Source organism: Brevibacterium sp. R8603A2 (assembly GCF_023072605.1).
Classification (GTDB): domain Bacteria; phylum Actinomycetota; class Actinomycetes; order Actinomycetales; family Brevibacteriaceae; genus Brevibacterium; species Brevibacterium pityocampae.
In genome coordinates, this window is record NZ_JALLGN010000002.1 from 1 (window position 1) to 17058 (window position 17058).

At 73.4% G+C, this 17058-nt stretch carries 10 protein-coding genes, 1 tRNA gene, 1 rRNA gene and 1 pseudogene; 2 read left to right on the forward strand and 11 right to left on the reverse strand.

What is annotated here, in order from left to right:
- From MTQ12_RS02340 to MTQ12_RS02365, 6 genes are all read right to left on the reverse strand, one after another.
- Positions 1-97, reverse strand: a 16S ribosomal RNA gene (locus MTQ12_RS02340); the annotation flags it as partial.
- Positions 98-540: 443 nt separating this feature from the next.
- Positions 541-1731, reverse strand: a complete 1191-nt coding sequence (locus MTQ12_RS02345; RefSeq protein ID WP_247423667.1) for a type II CAAX endopeptidase family protein — start codon at positions 1729-1731, stop codon at positions 541-543.
- Between the two features lie 43 nt (positions 1732-1774).
- Positions 1775-3061, reverse strand: coding sequence for a tyrosine--tRNA ligase (tyrS, locus tag MTQ12_RS02350; RefSeq protein ID WP_137320028.1), 1287 nt, complete (start codon positions 3059-3061; stop codon positions 1775-1777).
- A gap of 78 nt (positions 3062-3139) precedes the next feature.
- Positions 3140-4963 carry a SelB C-terminal domain-containing protein gene (locus MTQ12_RS02355; protein ID WP_247423669.1) on the reverse strand — a complete coding sequence of 608 codons (1824 nt, stop codon included), beginning with the start codon at positions 4961-4963 and terminating at the stop codon, positions 3140-3142.
- Complete coding sequence (selA, locus tag MTQ12_RS02360) at positions 4960-6369, reverse strand: L-seryl-tRNA(Sec) selenium transferase (protein WP_247423671.1); 1410 nt, start codon at positions 6367-6369, stop codon at positions 4960-4962. The genes MTQ12_RS02355 and selA overlap by 4 nt, the downstream gene beginning before the upstream one ends.
- Positions 6370-6418: 49 nt before the next feature.
- A tRNA-Sec gene (locus MTQ12_RS02365) sits at positions 6419-6513 on the reverse strand.
- 165 nt (positions 6514-6678) lie between these two features.
- Between MTQ12_RS02365 and selD the strand changes: the two genes are divergently transcribed.
- Positions 6679-7755: a selenide, water dikinase SelD gene (gene selD / locus MTQ12_RS02370; RefSeq protein ID WP_282599125.1), complete on the forward strand. Its 1077-nt coding sequence runs from the start codon at positions 6679-6681 to the stop codon at positions 7753-7755.
- 73 nt (positions 7756-7828) lie between these two features.
- Here the strand turns inward: selD and nrfD are convergent, their stop codons facing one another.
- The 3 genes and pseudogenes from nrfD to fdnG form a co-directional block, all read right to left on the reverse strand.
- Positions 7829-8944 (reverse strand): NrfD/PsrC family molybdoenzyme membrane anchor subunit, encoded by a 1116-nt coding sequence (nrfD, locus tag MTQ12_RS02375; RefSeq protein WP_247423673.1) that lies wholly within the window; start codon positions 8942-8944, stop codon positions 7829-7831.
- Positions 8941-10095 carry a 4Fe-4S dicluster domain-containing protein gene (locus tag MTQ12_RS02380; RefSeq protein WP_247423675.1) on the reverse strand — a complete coding sequence of 385 codons (1155 nt, stop codon included), beginning with the start codon at positions 10093-10095 and terminating at the stop codon, positions 8941-8943. The genes nrfD and MTQ12_RS02380 overlap by 4 nt, the downstream gene beginning before the upstream one ends.
- 296 nt (positions 10096-10391) lie before the next feature.
- Positions 10392-13580: pseudogene (gene fdnG / locus MTQ12_RS02385) on the reverse strand (formate dehydrogenase-N subunit alpha); the annotation flags it as partial.
- Between the two features lie 108 nt (positions 13581-13688).
- Here fdnG and MTQ12_RS02390 point away from each other — a divergent pair.
- Positions 13689-15230: an OFA family MFS transporter gene (locus MTQ12_RS02390; RefSeq protein ID WP_247423678.1), complete on the forward strand. Its 1542-nt coding sequence runs from the start codon at positions 13689-13691 to the stop codon at positions 15228-15230.
- 29 nt (positions 15231-15259) lie between these two features.
- On the opposite strand, the gene MTQ12_RS02395 is transcribed toward MTQ12_RS02390, so the two are convergent.
- Both MTQ12_RS02395 and moaC read right to left on the reverse strand, forming a co-directional pair.
- A complete protein-coding gene (locus MTQ12_RS02395) occupies positions 15260-16192 on the reverse strand; it encodes a formate dehydrogenase accessory sulfurtransferase FdhD (protein ID WP_247423680.1) in 933 nt (310 codons plus the stop codon).
- Positions 16189-16680 carry a cyclic pyranopterin monophosphate synthase MoaC gene (moaC, locus tag MTQ12_RS02400; protein WP_247423983.1) on the reverse strand — a complete coding sequence of 164 codons (492 nt, stop codon included), beginning with the start codon at positions 16678-16680 and terminating at the stop codon, positions 16189-16191. Before moaC ends, MTQ12_RS02395 begins: the two co-directional genes overlap by 4 nt.
- Positions 16681-17058 lie beyond the last annotated feature (378 nt).

Here is a 17058-nt window from a genome sequence, read left to right on the forward strand (position 1 = left end):
ATCCACCCACAGCAAGCTGCAGGCTTCAGCGTTCGACTTGCATGTGTTAAGCACGCCGCCAGCGTTCGTCCTGAGCCAGGATCAAACTCTCCATAAGAAAAATACAATCCCAGCCAAAAGAAAAAGAAAGAGAAAATGATTTCTCCACCAAATTTTCAATCAACCAGTTACAACAAAAAACTGGCATCACAAAAACAAACAAACACGCTATTGAGTTCTCAAAGAACAGACGCTGTCCGCAGTTCACCCAACGTTTCCGTTGTGTTCTCCGCATCGCGGCCGATTTCCTACTCTAGACCCGAGCCGACCTGCTACGCAAGTCGTATCTGCTGTGACCTGAGCCACATTCCATCAGCCGGCGGATGTCCGCCGAGAGACTTCATCGGGTGCTGCTCTTCTGCCGTTCCAGTGGAAGCGGGGCGCTGTGATCGGTTCGTATCCGACCGATCCGGCCCGCTCGCTTCGGTGTTTCCGTCGAGCAACAGGTACTAACCTACTGACTCCCCGCGCCCCGCGCAACTCGAGATCCCGTGACCTCCGTCACGCGCTGTTCAACCGGGGTTCATCCGTGTTCGTCAGCGCGCGCGAATCCGCCCGGGAGCGCGGCATCCGCCGCGGGGCACTGCCCCTCCGCGCGGCCCGGTGCGTCACGAGGACCAGCCCGAGTGCGAGCGGCGCCATCACGATCCACCCGGAGAGTCCGAGCGGCCCAGCGCGGATGACATCGAACTCCCCGGCCGCCGGCAGGAAGAGGAACGGCAGGCCGGCCGCCGCGTTGAAGGCACCGTGGGCGAGCGCGGCCGGCCACACCGAACCGGAGACCCCGCGCAGCCAGCCGAGCCACACCCCGAGGAGCACGCAGGCGATGCACATGAGCCCGACGCCCCGGAGGTCGTAGAGCCCGAAGTTGTAGCCGAGCAGGAGGACCGGTGCGTGCCACGCTCCCCACAGCACTCCCCCGAGTACGAGCGCCAGCACGAGGCCGAGGCGCGCGGTGAGGGCGGGCTGCAGATACCCGCGCCAGCCGATCTCCTCGCCCGCGGCGGGCACCGTGTTGACGAACGATCCGAGTACCACCCCGACGAGCTGCGCCACGACGACAACAGTGAGGGGTTCACCCTGGGCGGCCGCCTCGAAGACCGAACCCGCGAGCTGCGGCCGGGCGTCGGACACGAGGAACGCGGTGACGAGCACGGCACCGGCGATCGCCCAGGTGCCGAGCAGGGCGAGGGCGAGGACGCCGATGAGGCGCGCCGCACCACGTCGTGCCGGCGGGAAGCCGGGCTGGGTGCGGACGGTGCCGAGCCCGACTGCGACGAGGAGACGGCGCCACGGCATCCCGTCGACCCAGCGCCCGGCGACGAGGACGGCGATGCTCGGGGCGAACATCATGAGGCCGACGAGCATCTGGGGCAGGAGCATCGCGAGCACGGCTCCGGGATCGGTGTCGCCAGGGCCGCTCGGCGCGGCGGCCGCGGCACCCAGCGTGGTTCCGGGAGCCAGATCCACTGCAGTGATCCACAGCGGCAGGCACAGCAGCCAGGGCAGGGCGAGTGCGATGACGGCGAACACCGCGACCCCGCGCGGCGATCCGGACTCCGCCGGCGGTGCCGCGCGAACCGGGACCGGCGAACGGCTCGTCACCCCGGCGGGAGGACCCGAGCGCGGTGCCGGCGGACTGCCCGCAGGGGACAGCGGAGCACGCGGATCATCGGGCTGCGGCACCGTCATCGTCGGCCGCTCCGGCTCACCGCACTCGCCACCCGCACCGTCCTCACCCGGTGACGCGGACCGCGCCGAGCGTCTTCTTGCCCCGGCGCAGCAGGACGACCCCGGCCTCCCCGGCGTCGAGGACGTCGGCGGTGGTGAGCACCTGGTCCTCGCCTGCGACCTTGACGTTGTTGACGTAGGCGCCGCCGTCCTTGGCCGCGCGCCGCGCCTCGCTCTTCGACTTGACGATCCCGGCGGCGGCGAAGGCGTCGACCACGGGGAACCCGGCGGACACCTCGGACGCGGGGACCTCCGCCGTCGGCAGCTCGCGGGTCGCGGCGTCGAGGGTGGCCGGTTGGAGCTCGGCCAGCGTGCCCGAGCCGAACAGCGCCTCGGCGGCGGCGAAGGCCTGCCGGGTCTGCTGCTCGCCGTGGACGAGCGTGGTCGCGTCCTCCGCGAGCACCCGCTGGGCGAGCCGCTTGTGGGGTGCCTCGGCGAAGTCCGCCGCGATCTGCTCGATCTCCGCCAGCGGTCGCAGGGAGAACACCTTGAGGTACTTGACGACGTCGCGGTCGTCGGCGTTGAGCCAGAACTGGGAGAAGGCGTAGGGGCTGGTGAGCTCCGGATCGAGCCAGACGGTGCCGGACTCGGTCTTGCCGAACTTCGTGCCGTCGGCCTTCGTCATGAGCGGCGTGGCGACCGCATGGGCGGAGACCCGCTCGACCCGGCGCACGAGGTCGGTGCCGGCAGTGAGGTTGCCCCACTGGTCGGATCCGCCGTGCTGGAGGACGACGCCGTGGCGGCGGTGCAGCTGGAGGAAGTCGTGCGCCTGGAGGATCTGGTAGGAGAACTCGGTGAAGGAGATCCCGTGCTCGCTGTTGAGGCGCGCGGACACGGTCTCCTTGGCGAGCATCCGGTTGACGGAGAAGTGCTTGCCGATGTCGCGGAGGAAGTCGATCGCGCTGAGATCGCCGGTCCAGTCGAGGTTGTTGACGACCTGCGCGGCGTGCGGCCCGTCGAAGTCGAGGAACCGCTCGATCTGGCTGCGGATGCGCTCCACCCAGCCCTCGACGACCTCGCGCTCGTTGAGGGTGCGCTCCCCCGACATCCGCGGGTCGCCGATGAGGCCGGTGGCACCGCCGACGAGGGCGAAGGGGTTGTGCCCGGCCTGCTGGAGGCGGCGGGCGAAGAGCAGCTGGACGAGGTTGCCCATGTGGAGGCTCGGCGCGGTCGGGTCGAAGCCGATGTAGAAGTTGAGCGGCCCGGCGTCGAGCGCCTGGGACAGCGCCTCCTCGTCGGTGGACAGCGCCACCAGATCGCGGGCCTTCAACTCACTGAGGATATCGGTCACGACTCGCCTTTCTCGGTTCTCGGATGCCGAGGTCATCCTACCCTCGCCCCGCCTGCGCGGGCTCAGCGGACGCGCTCCTCAGCGCACGACCTCGCGCCGGCCGGAGTCGACGCGCCGCGTCCAGCCCCGGGAGTCGAGGTGCTCGAGCAGCGGAATCGCGACGCGGCGGGTGGTGCCGAGCGCCTGCCGGGCCGTGCTCGCGGTGAAGGGCTGGTCGAGGCCGGCGAGCACGCGCATGGCCCGTGCCGGGGCGTCGGGCAGGAGCACCACCCCGTCGGGCAGCCGCAGCACCCGGCCGAGGCGCGCTGCGGCGGCGAGCTCCCGGGCACCGAGGCGCCAGCCGGTGAGGTCGTCGGCCTCCGGGGCCGCGAAGGGGTCCCGGCGCAGCCGCCGCTCGAGCGCGGCGATGCCGGCCTCCGCCGGGCCGAGGCCGTCCGCCTGTCCGGGGGCGCGCAGCCGCCCGACGTCCCGGGTCAGCCCGGCGCGATCGGCGACGACGGCGAGCAGCCGCGGGTCGGGCAGAGCGAGGAGGTCCTGCGCGGCGCCGAGCGGCAGTCCCGCCGACAGCGGGTCCCGGGCGGAATCGGCGGCGACGGCACGCCCGAGCTCGGCGGCCCACCGCGCGAGCGCCTCGTCGGCGACGAACAGGTCACCGACCGCCCGCACCTCGGACGGCAGGGGGTCCGGCACGGTGATGCCGAGGCGCCGGACGTGCGCGTCGGCCATCGCGTCCCTGCGGCGGACCTCGGTGAGGAGGTCCCCGTCCGCGGTCATCCGGGCCAGGGCGGAGGCCCGCCGGGCGCCGGCGCCGCGCCGTCCGAGCTGCGGCGGATCGACGTCGAGGAGCTCCGCTCCGGCCAGCGGCGCCTCCGATCCCGGGTTGCGGAGCACCGCCCGGTCCCCGACCGCCAGCGGCAGGGCGTGCTCGAGGTGGAGCCGGCCGTGGCGGGCGTCGAAGGGCCGCAGGCGCGCCCGCACGGCGGCCGTGCCGAGGTGGACGGTGAGGTGCTCGGCGAGCCCGGTGAGGTCGACCGTCCCGGGGCCGGTCCCGGCACCGCTGCCGGTCGAAGTGCCGCGGACATCGACGACGTCGGTCTCCCACCATGCGTCCGGGGTGAGGAGAGCGTCGCCCCGGTGCACCGACCCCGCCTGGGCACCGCGGAGGTTGACCGCGACGCGGGCGGTCGGCTCGGCCCGCTCGATCGGGGTGCTGCGGCTGTGGACCCCGCGCACGTCGACCGTCCCGGACAGGTCCCTCCCGCACAGCGCGAGGCGATCCCCGGCGGCCACGGAGCCGGCGGTGAGCGTCCCGGTCACCACGGTGCCGGCCCCGCCGATGGTGAATGCGCGGTCGATCCACAGCCGGACCCGGTCCTCGGGCGATCCCTGCGGGGCCTCGGCGAGCACGGCGTCGAGGGCGGTGCGCAGCTCGTCGAGACCGGCGCCGGTGAGCGCGGAGACCCCGAGCGCCGGTGCGGAGGCGAGTCCGGTTCCGGCGAGCGCGCGGCGGGCCTGCGCGATGACGGCGGGCACCCGGTCCGGGGCGAGGTCGGCGCGAGTGACGAGAATGAGCCCGCGCTCGATCCCGAGGGCGGCGAGCGCATCGCGGTGGTCGCTCGACTGGGGCATCCAGCCCTCGTCGGCGGCGACGACGAAGCACACGATCGGAGCGGGGCCGAGGCCGGCGAGCATGTTCCCGAGGAAGCGCTCGTGACCGGGCACGTCGACGAAGGAGACCTCGCGGCCGGAGGGGAGGGTCGTCCAGGCGAAGCCGAGGTCGATGGTGAGGCCGCGGCGCTTCTCCTCGTCCCAGCGGTCGGGCTCGATCCCGGTGAGGGCGCGCACGAGCGCGGACTTGCCGTGGTCGACGTGGCCCGCGGTGGCAACGACGAAGGAGCTCATGCCGGCTCCCCCGCACCATCCGTTCCGGGAGCACCGTTCGTCCCGGGAGCCCCGAGACCCGCGAGCGCGGAGAGGGCCGCGGCGAGGACCCGGGCGTCGTCGGAATCGGGGATGCAACGGAGGTCGAGCAGGCAGCGCCCCTCGTGGACCCGGGGCAGCACGGCCGGGGTCCCGGTGCGCAGCGGGCCGGCAGCGGCCACCGGCAGCGCGACCGCCCACCCGGGCAGCGGCACCCCGGCACCGCCGCCTCCGCCCACCCGGCCGTCGTGGGCGACGACCTCGATCGCGGAGGACCCGATCTCACCGGGTCGGTCCCCGGCGGGGCCGTCGGGGAGGGTCTCGCGCAGGGCCGCGGCGAGCGCCTCTGCGCGGTGACGCAGCTCGGCAGGGTCGGCGTGGAGGGCGCGGGCGACGGGGGGTTCGCCACCGGTGAGGGTGGCCTCGAGCGCGGCGAGGGTGAGCTTGTCGGCGCGGACTGCGCGGGCGAGCGGGTGGCGGGCGAGGCGGGCGATGAGCTCGGCCCGGCCGAGGAGGAGCCCGGCCTGGGGGCCGCCGAGCAGCTTGTCGCCGCTCGCGATGACGAGGTCGGCGCCGGCGGCGAGCGCACCGGCGGCGTCGGGCTCCTCCGGCAGCACGGGGTCGGGGGCGAGGAGTCCGCTGCCGAGGTCGGCGACGAGCGGCACTCCGTGCTCCCGGCACAGGCCGCTGAGCTCGGTGATCGTGGCCTCGGCGGTGAACCCGGAGACGCGGAAGTTGCTCGGGTGGACCTTGAGGACGCAGCCGGTGACCGCGCCGAGCGCGGCGGCGTAGTCGGCCGGGTAGGTGCGGTTGGTGGTGCCGACCTCGTGGAGGCGGGCGCCGGTCGAGGCGATGAGGTCCGGCAGTCGGAAACCCGCTCCGATCTCGATGAGTTCCCCGCGGCCGACGACGACCTCGGCGCCGGCGGCGAGCGCGGTGGTGGCGAGGACGAGGGCGGCGGCACCGTTGTTGACGACGAGCGCATCCTCGGCCGCCGGGCAGGCGGCGAGCAGGGCGGCGCGCGCGGCCGCACCCCGGCCCGAGCGCGTGCCGGTGGCGAGGTCGAGCTCGACGTCGACGTAGCCGGCGGCCTGTGCGAGCGCCTGCCGGGCGGCATCGGACAGGGGTGCGCGGCCGAGGTTCGTGTGGACGACGACCCCGGTGGCGTTGAGCACGGGGCTGAGGGAGGAGGCGCGGCGCGCGGAGACGGCGGCGATGACCTCGGATTCGACTGCGGCCGGCGCGATCTCCCCGCGGCGGGCCCGGTCCTGGATCCCGCGCACGAGCCCGCGCACCACGGGCAGGCTCAGCGATTCTGCGGCGGCGCGGACGGCGGGCAGAGCGAGCAGGTGGTCGGTGCGCGGGATCCGACGGCGCGGGTCCTCCATCGCTCCCCCCTCCTCCGGCGGATGTGCGCGGCGGGCCGCGCGCGGATCGTGGCGGAGGCGGACGGGAATCGAACCCGCCAGACCGAGATGCTCGGTCTCACCGGTTTTGAAGACCGGGGGGCCCACCAGGACCCGGACGCCTCCGTGTGCAACCTATCACCGGCGCGGATCGCGGTTGCGGAACCGCCGAGCGGGTGCAGCGGAACCGCCGAGCGGGTGCAGCGGGCCCGAACGCGCGGCCACCCTGCGGGCGGCCGGTTCCTGCCGCAGGGGGTGGACGCCGCCGAGGTGCCGGGCGAGACTGGCACCATGACGCAGACATCATCATCCCCCGGCGATCGGAGCATCGGGACCTCGACGGACGCGCAGGCCGCCGGGGACGCGCAGGCGGCCACCCCCGCAGCCGCACCCGGCATCCGGCTCACCGGCATGGCCCACGGCGGCGGCTGCGCGTGCAAGATCCCGCCGGGCGAGCTCGAGGACGCGATCGCCGCACTCGCCGGCCAGCGCTCCGAGAACGTCATCGTCGGCCTCGACGACGGCGACGACGCAGCCGCCGTGCGGGTGCGCGAGGACCTCGCGGTGCTCTCCACCGCGGACTTCTTCACCCCCGTCGTCGACGACGCCTACGACTGGGGGCGGATCGCCGCGGCGAATGCGCTCTCGGACATCTACGCGATGGGCGGTACCCCGGTCGTCGCGATCAACCTCGTCGGCTGGCCGCGCGACGTGCTGCCGATGGAGCTGCTGAGCCAGGTGCTCGCCGGCGGTCTGGCGGTCGGTCAGGAGGCCGGCGTGCCGGTGATCGGCGGGCACTCGGTGGACGATTCGGAGCCCAAGTACGGGATGGCGGTGACCGGGACGGCCGATCCGGCGCGCCTGCTCCGCAACGACGCCGCGGCCCCGGGGCTCCCGCTCACGCTGACCAAGCCGATCGGCCTCGGCATCCTCAACAACCGCCACAAGGCCACCGGCGAGGTGTTCGACCAGGCGATCGCGACGATGACCGCACTCAACCGCGACGCCGCGCAGGCCGCGCTCGGTTCCGGCGCTCGGGCGGCGACCGATGTCACCGGCTTCGGCCTGCTCGGCCACCTGTTCAAGATGGTCCGCGCCTCCGCAGTGGGTGCGGTCATCGATGCCACCGCGGTGCCGGTGCTCGACGGGGCGCGGGAATCGCTGGCCGACGGGTTCGTGTCCGGCGGCACCCGCCGCAACCTCGACTGGGTGCGCGACCACCTCGATCCCGGGCCCGGGATCGGCGAGGACGCGCTCCTGCTCCTTGCCGACGCGCAGACCTCCGGTGGGCTGCTCGTCGTCGGTGAGGTGCCGGGCTACCCGGTGATCGGCGAGACGACGGCAGGGCCGGGGATCCGCATCCGCTGAGCGACCGCCGGCGCCGAGGCGGTGTCCGGTCGGCACCGAGCCGCCCCGGACCCGCCGTGCCGGCCGGCACGGCTCACCCGGTCGTCGTGATCGAGTCGTGGGTGATACCCGCGGCGCGACGCGCGGCGAGGCGGGCCTTCTGCGGCTCGATGACGTGGCGGGGGTCCCTGGTCGACTCGATGCCCGCCTCGAGCACCCCGAACCGGGTGAGCGCGGAGGCGGTGAGCAGGGCCAGCCCCGCCGCACCCGCTGCCATCCGGTTCCCGCCGCCGACGATCGTGCCGATGCCCCCGGCGATCGCCAGCCGCTCGGCCCAGCGGAGCTTCGTTCCCGCAGCACCCGTGCGCAACGGTTCGGCCTCGGCCGGGTGCATGCGCCGCTGCATGAGCGCCATCGCCGCGAGGTCCCCGCCGACGCCGAGCACCGCGAGGACCCGGGCCGGCACGGTCTGGGAGGGGGCTGTGGTGAGCATCGCCATCCCGCCGGAGGCGAGGCTCGCCGAGCTCACGAACACGAAGGGCAGCTCCCGGCGCGCGGCGTTCCACGTCGGGTTCGCGGTGTCGGACAGGAGCACGGCGGTGTAGACGGCGAGCGGCGCGCCGAGCAGCCCGGCGCAGGCCCCGGCAGGACCGGCGGCCCCGCGGAGCAGGCCGCGCAGCGGGCCGAGCGGCAGGTGGGCCCCGAGCAGGCGGTCGACCTCGGCGGCGGCCGCGACGCCGGCGGCGGAGCTGAAGGCGCCGAGCAGCCAGGAGCCGAGGCTCATCGGCGAGGTGATCTTCACGGTGCGCATCATGTGGAGGAAGCGCTCGGGCCGGCCGAGGTCGGCGATGAGGAACACCGCGCCGGCTCCCGCGGCACCGAGCGCGGTGAGCCGGGTGCTCCGACGCAGGGCGCCGCGGCCGGTGAGCTGCGCGCCGAGCCCGAGCAGCGCGGAGCCGCCGGCGAGCGCGCCGAGGAACAGGTAGGCGGCGATCTCGTGCCCCCAGGGCGGCGGCTTGACGATCGGCCGGCCGTAGTAGGAGGTGAACTCGACGTCCTCGACGACCGGCATCTCCCGCGAGCCGTCGTTCGTCCCCGCTCCCGGGCGGCGGCGTCTGCGGGCGAACCCGTCCTGGGCGGCGCGGAGCACGGAGCGGCGCCGCCGGCGGGTCTCCGGCGGGCGGTAGCTGTCGAACTCGGAGAGCGTCATGAGCGTCCTGACAGGAAGGCGAGGGCGGTGGCGGCGATCATCCCGGCCGCGGCGATGCCGGCGGTCGCGAACATCTGCGGCAGGTCCTTCGTCGGCACGCGCGGGTCCGGCGGCAGGCCGTAGACCTCGGGCTCGTCGAGGAGGAGGAACACCGAGCCGGTGCCGCCCACCCCGTCGGCCGGGTTCGCGCCGTAGAGGCGCGCCTCGGTCATGCCCTGCGCGTGGAGGCGGCGCACCCGGTCCTCGGCGGAGTCGACCATGTCCGAGTGGTCACCGAACTTGATCGAGGTCGTCGGGCAGGTCTTGGCGCACGCCGGGGTGAGGCCGTCGACGAGCCGGTCGTAGCACAGCGTGCACTTGTTCGCCGTGCCGGCATGCGGCACGTCCTGCTCGCGGCGGGCGCGGCCGTCGCGGTCGGTCTTCGGGCTCACGGTGCCGTCGTCGCGGCGCTCGATCACCCCGAACGGGCAGCCGGCCACGCAGGTGCCGCAGCCGTTGCAGATGTCGGCCTGGACGACGACCGTGCCGAACTCGGTGCGGAACAGGGCGCCGGTCGGGCACACGTCGAGGCAGCCGGCGTGCGTGCAGTGCTTGCACACATCGGAGGACATGAGCCAGCGGAACTCGGGGGTGTCCGGCGGGGCGGTGTCGACCCCGGCGGCTCCGGGGACTCCGGTCCCGGGGACTCCCATCCCGGCGCCCGGCCCGGTCGGATCGGCGGTCGACACCGTGCCGTCGGCGAGCCCACCGAGCACGTCGACCGGGGCCGAGGCGGCGGCAGCTCCCGGCCCGGCATCGGCACCCGGCGCGGCACCCGGGCCGGTGCGCGCCTCGGGCGGGCCCACCTGCGGCATCCCGAGGGACACGAGCCGGCGGCCGGATTCGCGGGCCTGCTCGATCCGCTCCCGGTCCTGCTCGATGAAGGCGACGTGGCGCCAGGTGTTCGCGCCGAGCCCGCCGGTGTTGTCGTAGGAGGAGCCGAGGATCTCGAAGTCGCCATCGGTCGGGTTGCGGTTCCACTCCTTGCACGCGACCTCGCAGGCCTTGCAGCCGATGCAGATCGAGGTGTCGGTGAAGAAGCCCTTGCGCGCGTGCTCCGGCGGCCAGTGCACCTCGGCGGCGGGATCGGTCCATACCGGTCGGGTGGTCATCGGTCCTCCTCGGGGCCTGCGCCCGCATCCGCGGGGCCGGGGCCGTCGTGGTCCGGGCCTCCGGCCTCGGGGGTGTCGGGGTGGATCCTGTTGCCCGCGGCGGCCTCCGGTCCCGGCTCGCCGGGCTCGCTCCCGCCGGCGGGGAAGCGGTCGACGGAGGCGGTGCCGCCGGGCTCGTGCTCCCCGGCGTCCTCCTCGGCGCGGAGTGCGTGCGATTCGCCGCTCTCCGCCGGGTCGCCCTTCTGCGGGGCGCCGGCGTCCACCGGGGTCTCGGTGCCGGCGGTGACGTCCGGGGCGGTGATGACGGTGCTGTCGGTGGCCGTCGTCACCCCGGCGCGCGCGAGGTACTCCTGGACGAGGGCCTCGCGCTGCGTGCCGCGCGGACGGCGGCCCGGGATGATGTCGCAGGAGCCGGTCTTCGAGTCCTGGATCTGCACGTTCGGGTCGAGGGTGATGCCGATGAGGTCGTTGGCGGAGTCCCCGGAGACCACGGCGTCGCCGCCGACGCCCCAGTGGTAGGGCAGGCCGATCTGGTGGACGGTGCGCCCGCCGATGGTGAGCGGGGTCATCCGGCGGGTGACGAGCACGCGCACCTCGATCGCGGCGCGCGGGGAGATCACCGTCGCCCAGCCGTAGGGGGTCAGCCCGCGCTCGGCGGCGAGCTCGGGCGAGACCTCGCAGAACATCTCCGGCTGGAGCTCGGACAGGTACGGCAGCCAGCGGCTCATGCCGCCGGCGGTGTGGTGCTCGGTGAGGCGGTAGGTGGTGAACACGCAGGGGTACACCTCGGCCCCGGGTGTACCGGCGCTCGGGGCGAACATGTTGCCCGCGCGCGGGAACATGATCCGTGCGGGGCTCTGCTGCTGCGGGTAGACCGGGTTGGCGACCGGTGACTCCTGCGCCTCGTAGTGGGTGGGCAGCGGGCCGTCGATCATGCCGGTGGGGGCGAACAGCCATGCCCGCCCGTCGGGCTGCATGATGAATGCGTCCGTGCCGCCGAGCGCGGCCGGGCCGGAGGCTCCCGCAGCGGACTCCGCGCGCGGGTCCCGGTCGACGGGGAAGTCGGCGACGTCCGGGCCCTGCCAGCGGCCGGCCTCGGCGTTCCACCACATGAGCTTCTTGCGCTCGGACCAGGGGCGGCCCTCGGCGTCGGCCGACGCCCGGTTGTAGAGGATGCGGCGGTTCGCCGGCCAGGCCCACGCCCATTCCGAGGCGATCTCGTCCTGGTCCTGTCCGGGCACCCGGCGGGCGGCCATGTTCTCCCCGCCGGCGTAGACCCCGGTGTAGATCCAGCAGCCGCCGGAGGTGGTCCCGTCGGCGCGCATCTCGGTGAAGGCGCTCAGCGGCTGCCCGGCCTGCTCCCCGCTCAGGTGGGAGCCGTTGATCTCCGCGAGGACGGATTCGGCGTCGGGTTCGCCGTGCTCGTCGGTCGGGTAGTCCCAGGTGAGGTCGAGCAGCGGCCGGTCCCGCGGGTCGGTGGAGCCGGCGAGCCGGGCACGAATGCGGCGGCCGAGCTCGTGGAAGAACTGGAGCTCGCTCCGGCAGTCGCCGGGCGGGGTGACCGCCTGGTGGCGCCACTGCACCATGCGCTGGGTCTGGGTGAAGCTGCCGGACTTCTCCGTGTGGTTGGCCGCCGGCAGCACGAACACCTCGGTGTCGATGTCCTCGGTCCGCAGCTCCCCGGATTCGATCTCGGGCCCGTCCTTCCACCAGGTGGCGGACTCGATGAGGGAGAAGTCGCGGACGACGAGCCACTTGAGGTGGGACATCCCGAGGCGCTGCAGGCGGCCGTTGGCCGAGCCGACCGCCGGGTTCTGCCCGAGGATGAAGTAGCCCTCGACCTGGTCCTCGAGCATGCTCATCAGCGTCTGGTACGTGCCGTGCGGGCCGGTGAGCCGGGGCAGGTAGCCGTAGGCGTAGTCGTTCTCCGCCGTCGCCGCGTCGCCCCACCAGGCCTTGAGCAGGCTGACGAGGTAGGCGTCGGTGTTCGCCCAGAAGCTCTTCTGCTCCTTGGTGCCCACCGCGTCGAGGTAGTCGGTGAGGGTGTCGTGGGTGCCGGCCTTGGGCATCGGCAGGTACCCGGGCAGCAGGTTGAACAGGGTCGGGATGTCGGTCGAGCCCTGGATCGAGGCGTGCCCGCGCAGTGCCATGATGCCGCTGCCGGGGCGGCCGACGTTGCCGAGCAGGAGCTGGAGGATCGCGGCGGTGCGGATGTACTGGGCGCCCTGGGTGTGCTGGGTCCAGCCGACCGCGTAGGCGAAGCAAGTGGTGCGCTCGCGTCCGGAGTTCTCGGTGATCGCGTTCGCGAGGTAGGCGAAGTCCTCGCCGGAGATGCCGCAGGCGTCGGTGACGAGCTCCGGGGTGTAGCGCTGGAAGTGGCGCTTGAGGATCTGGAACACGCACCGCGGGTGCGTGAGCGTCGGGTCGACGGCGGCCGGGGCGCCGGGCGGCACCGGGCGACCGGAGCCGTCGGCGGAGGCGTACGACCAGGAGGCGAGGTCGTAGGCGCCGGTCTCCGGGTCGAAGCCGGAGAACAGGCCTTCGAGGTCCTCGGGCTCGCCGTACTCGTCGTTGATGATCGTCCCGGCATTGGTGAAGGCCCGGATGTACTCCTCGAAGTGGAGGCCGTTGCTCAGCACGTGGTTGATGAGCGCGCCGAGCAGCACGATGTCCGAGCCCGCCCGGATCGGGACGTGCTTGTCCGCGACCGCGGTGGTGCGGGTGAAGCGGGGGTCGACGTGGATGACCTTCGCGCCGCGCGCCTTGGCCTCAGCGACCCACTGGAACCCGACGGGATGGCATTCGGCCATGTTCGAGCCCTGGATGACGATGCAGTCGGCGTTGGCCATGTCCTGCAGGGACTGCGTGGCGCCCCCTCGTCCGAACGAGGCTCCCAGACTGGGAACCGTGGCGGAGTGTCAAATGCGGGCCTGGTTCTCGATCTGGATCGCGCCCGCCGCGGTGAAGAGCTTCTTGATGAGGTAGTTCTCCTCGTTGTCGAGCGTCGCCCCGCCGAGCGAGGCGATGCCCCTGGTGCGGCGCAGCGGGCGGCCGTCGGCGTCGCGGTCCTCCCAGTGCCGACGGCGCGATTCGAGGAAGCGCTCGGCGATCATGTCCATCGCGGTGTCGAGGTCGAGGGACTGCCACTCGGTGCCCTTCGGGGCGCGGTAGAGGACGCGGGTGAGGCGGCCGGACTGGTTGACGAGCTGCTCGCTCGCCGCGCCCTTGGGGCACAGGCGGCCGCGGGACACGGGCGAATCGGGGTCGCCCTCGATCTGGATGACCCTGTTGTCCTTGGCGTAGACGAGCTGACCGCAGCCCACTGCGCAGTACGGGCACACGCTCTGCGCGACGGTGTCCGCCTCCTCCGTGCGCGAGGTGGTCGCCCGGGTGCGCGCGGACGTCACGGACCGGCCCCGGCCGGTGACGTCGCCGGACCGGAACTGCCGGATGACCGGCCACCCCAGGAAGCTCGAGCGCGACATGCGGCCACTGTAACATGGGTCACATTCCCCGGGCGTCCCCCGACGACGCGGGGACCCGGCCTCGACCCGGATACGAGATCGACGGCGATCTCGGGGGAGGACACTCCCATGGACTCATCGCGCACGTCCACCGCACCCGCACGCCGCACCCGCTTCGGCAAGGACGCGATCGTCGCGTCCCCGGAGTTCAACCGCTGGCTCGTCCCGGCGGCGGCGCTCGCGATCCACCTGTGCATCGGCCAGGTCTACGCCTTCAGCGTCTTCAAGCTCCCGCTCATGGCGCACTACGAGGTCGGCGAGGTGGCCGTCGGCTGGATCTTCTCGCTGGCGATCGCCGTTCTCGGCCTGTCCGCGGCCTTCGGCGGCACCTGGGTGGAGAAGTCCGGGCCGCGCGCCTCGATGCTGCTCGCCGGCGCCTGCTGGGTGCTCGGGTTCTTCGTCTCGTTGCTCGGGATCAGCGCCGGGCAGCTGTGGCTCGTCTACGTGGGCTACGGACTGATCGGCGGCATCGGCCTGGGCATCGGGTACATCTCCCCGGTGTCGACGCTGATGAAGTGGTTCCCCGACCGGCCGGGCCTGGCCACCGGGCTGGCGATCATGGGGTTCGGCGGTGGTGCGCTCATCGCGAGCCCGCTGTCGAACGCCCTCATGTCCTTCTACGGGGGCGGCTCCGAGCCGGAGGACCTCGTCGCCGGCCTGGTCCCGACCTTCGTCACCCTCGCGGTGATCTACGCCGTGCTCATCACCGCCGGCGCGTTCGTCGTGCGCGTCCCGCACCCGGACTGGCGCCCGCGCGGCTGGGATCCGGCCGAGTCGACTGCGAGGCCGATGCAGACCGACCAGCACGTCGCGGTCGGTCGGGCGATGCGCACACCGCAGTTCTGGCTCCTGTGGATCGTCCTGTTCACCAACGTCACCGCCGGGATCGGCATCCTCGAGAACGCCGCTCCGATGATCCAGGACTACTTCCCCGACATCACCGCGGCTGCGGCCGCCGGCTTCGTCGGCATGCTGTCGCTGACGAACATGGCCGGACGGTTCGTGTGGTCGAGCGTGTCCGACTACGTGGGCCGGAAGAACATCTACACGCTCTACCTCGGCCTGGGCCTGCTCCTCTACCTGCTCATCGCGCTCGCCGGCAGGTCGATCGTCGTGTTCGTCCTCGCCACGCTCGTCATCCTGTCGTTCTACGGCGGCGGCTTCGCGACGATCCCGGCGTATCTGCGCGACCTGTTCGGGGTCATGCAGGTCGGGGCGATCCACGGTCGGCTCCTCACCGCGTGGGCGGCCGCCGGGATCGCCGGCCCGCTCATCGTCAACACCGTCATCGAATCGCAGGCCGCAGCCGGGCAGGAGGGCCCGGGGCTCTACACCGTGTCGCTGTTCATCATGGTCGGCGTGCTCGGCCTCGGCTTCCTCGCCAACCTGTTCGTCCGCCCGGTAGCGGAGAAGTACCATGCGAGTCCCGAGGAGGTCGAGCGGCTCACCGGCTCCGGTGCCGCCCGGTCGAGCGCGCGGGCGGGGTCGGGACACGGCTCCGGTCCGGTCCACCGGGTGGTGGCGCTCGCGCTCGCCGGCGTCGTCGTCCTCGGCCTGGCCTACGGTCTGTTCCAGACGCTCACCCGCGCGGTGCAGCTGTTCACCGGGTGAACCGGCTGCTCACCCGGTGGGCCGGATTCTCACCGAGTGGGCGCCGCCGGGCCGATCCGCTCGGTGCAGCTGTAGGCGTTGAACGTCCGGCCCCGGTTGAAGCCGACGACGGTGAGACCGGTGTCGCGGGCGAGGTCGACCGCGAGCGCCGAGGGGGCGCTCACTGCGGACAGCACGGGGATCCCGGCCATCGCGGCCTTCTGCACGAGCTCGAAGGAGGCGCGGCCGGACACCTGGAGGATGGTCCGGTGCAGCGGCAGCAGGTCGGCGGCGAGCGCCCAGCCGATGACCTTGTCCACCGCGTTGTGGCGGCCGACGTCCTCGCGCACGACGAGGAGCTCGGGCTCGGCCGGGCCCGCCGGGCAGGTGCCCGCCGCGGTGGTGCTCCCAGCAGCGGGATCCTCCGCTGGACGGCCGTCCCCCGGCACCCTGAACAGGGCGGCGGCGTGGACGCCGCCGGTGGCGTCGAACACCGACTGCTCGGCCCGGAGCCGCTCGGGCAGGCGCAGGAACGCGGCCGGGTCGATGAGCGGACCGCCGGGCGCAGGCGGTTCGACGGGGTGGGCGGACTGCTTCTCCACCGCTTCGATCGAGGCGGTGCCGCAGATCCCGCACGCCGAGGAGGTGTAGACCTGGCGGCGGGTGGGCGGGCGCCGCTCGTGCACCCCGGGGTCGAGCCGGACCCGGGCGACGTTGTAGTTCCGGCTGCCGTCGGGGTCGAGCCCGGAGGCGAAGTCGATCTCGCGGACGTCGGCGCGCCGGGTGATGATCGCCTCGGCGAGCAGGAGCCCGTGGACGAGCTCGACGTCGTGCCCGGGAGTGCGCATGGCGACGGTGAACTCCTCGCCGTCGAGGCGGATCTCGAGGGGCTCCTCGCCGGCGAGCCTGTCCGCCCGGGCGGACACCTCGCCGGTGGCGTCGAAGCGGTGCACCCGGGTGCGCACGGTCACCCGCGCGCTCATCGGCGCACCCACTCCCCCGAGGCGCCACCGGATTTCGCGAGCACGCGGACCCCGGTGATCTCCGCGGCGCGGTCGAGCGCCTTGATCATGTCGTAGACGGTGAGGGCGGCGACCGAGGCCGCGGTGAGCGCCTCCATCTCCACTCCGGTGACCCCGGTGGTGCGGACGCTCGCGGTGATCCGGATGCCGGCGGTGTGCACCCCTGCGCCGGGTTCGGGGGCGGCGTGCTTCCCGGCGGCGTCCGCGGCGGATCCCGGCAGCGGCTCGAAGTCGACGGTGACGCCGCTGATCGGCAGCGGATGGCACAGGGGGACGAGCTCGGGGGTGCGCTTCGCGGCCATGATGCCGGCGACCCGGGCGACGGCGAGCGCGTCTCCCTTGGGCAGCCCGCCCTCGACGATCTGGGCGACGACCTCGGGCCGGGTGAGGAGGATCGCCTCCGCGGTGGCCTCCCGCTTGGTCACCGCCTTGTCCCCGACGTCGACCATGTGCGCCGAGCCGTCGGCGCGGACATGGGTGAGCCGGCCGGCGGTGCGGGCGTCGGTGTGGCCGCCCGGGACCTGACCGGCGGCGGCCTCGAGGCCCTGGCCGGGTCGGTGCTGCTCGGTGCTGTCGGGCCGGGTGGGGTCGGGGCGCATCGTGCCTCCTCGCTCCTCGGGGACGGCCGCCGGCGGTGCGGCGGCGGGTCGATCCACTGTATCCCGCCCCTCGGGTGCGGGTCGGGGTGCGGGTGTGTGAGCAGGTTCGGGTGCGCGAGCGGGTGCAGTGCCGGGTTCGACTGCGGAGCAGGAGCGGGAGCAGCGGGAGATCCGATCCGCTGGCAGCCGGTCGCGGCTACCCTGGGAGGTGCCCCGGCCGTCCGGTCG

Coding starts and splice junctions, on each gene's coding strand:
- MTQ12_RS02345 (WP_247423667.1), bottom strand. CDS start 1,731: ATGACGGTGCCGCAGCCCGATGATCCGCGTGCTCCGCTGTCCCCTGCG.
- MTQ12_RS02355 (WP_247423669.1), bottom strand. CDS start 4,963: ATGAGCTCCTTCGTCGTTGCCACCGCGGGCCACGTCGACCACGGCAAG.
- selA (WP_247423671.1), bottom strand. CDS start 6,369: ATGGAGGACCCGCGCCGTCGGATCCCGCGCACCGACCACCTGCTCGCT.
- selD (WP_282599125.1), top strand. CDS start 6,679: ATGACGCAGACATCATCATCCCCCGGCGATCGGAGCATCGGGACCTCG.
- nrfD (WP_247423673.1), bottom strand. CDS start 8,944: ATGACGCTCTCCGAGTTCGACAGCTACCGCCCGCCGGAGACCCGCCGG.
- MTQ12_RS02380 (WP_247423675.1), bottom strand. CDS start 10,095: ATGACCACCCGACCGGTATGGACCGATCCCGCCGCCGAGGTGCACTGG.
- MTQ12_RS02390 (WP_247423678.1), top strand. CDS start 13,689: ATGGACTCATCGCGCACGTCCACCGCACCCGCACGCCGCACCCGCTTC.
- MTQ12_RS02395 (WP_247423680.1), bottom strand. CDS start 16,192: ATGAGCGCGCGGGTGACCGTGCGCACCCGGGTGCACCGCTTCGACGCC.
- moaC (WP_247423983.1), bottom strand. CDS start 16,680: ATGGTCGACGTCGGGGACAAGGCGGTGACCAAGCGGGAGGCCACCGCG.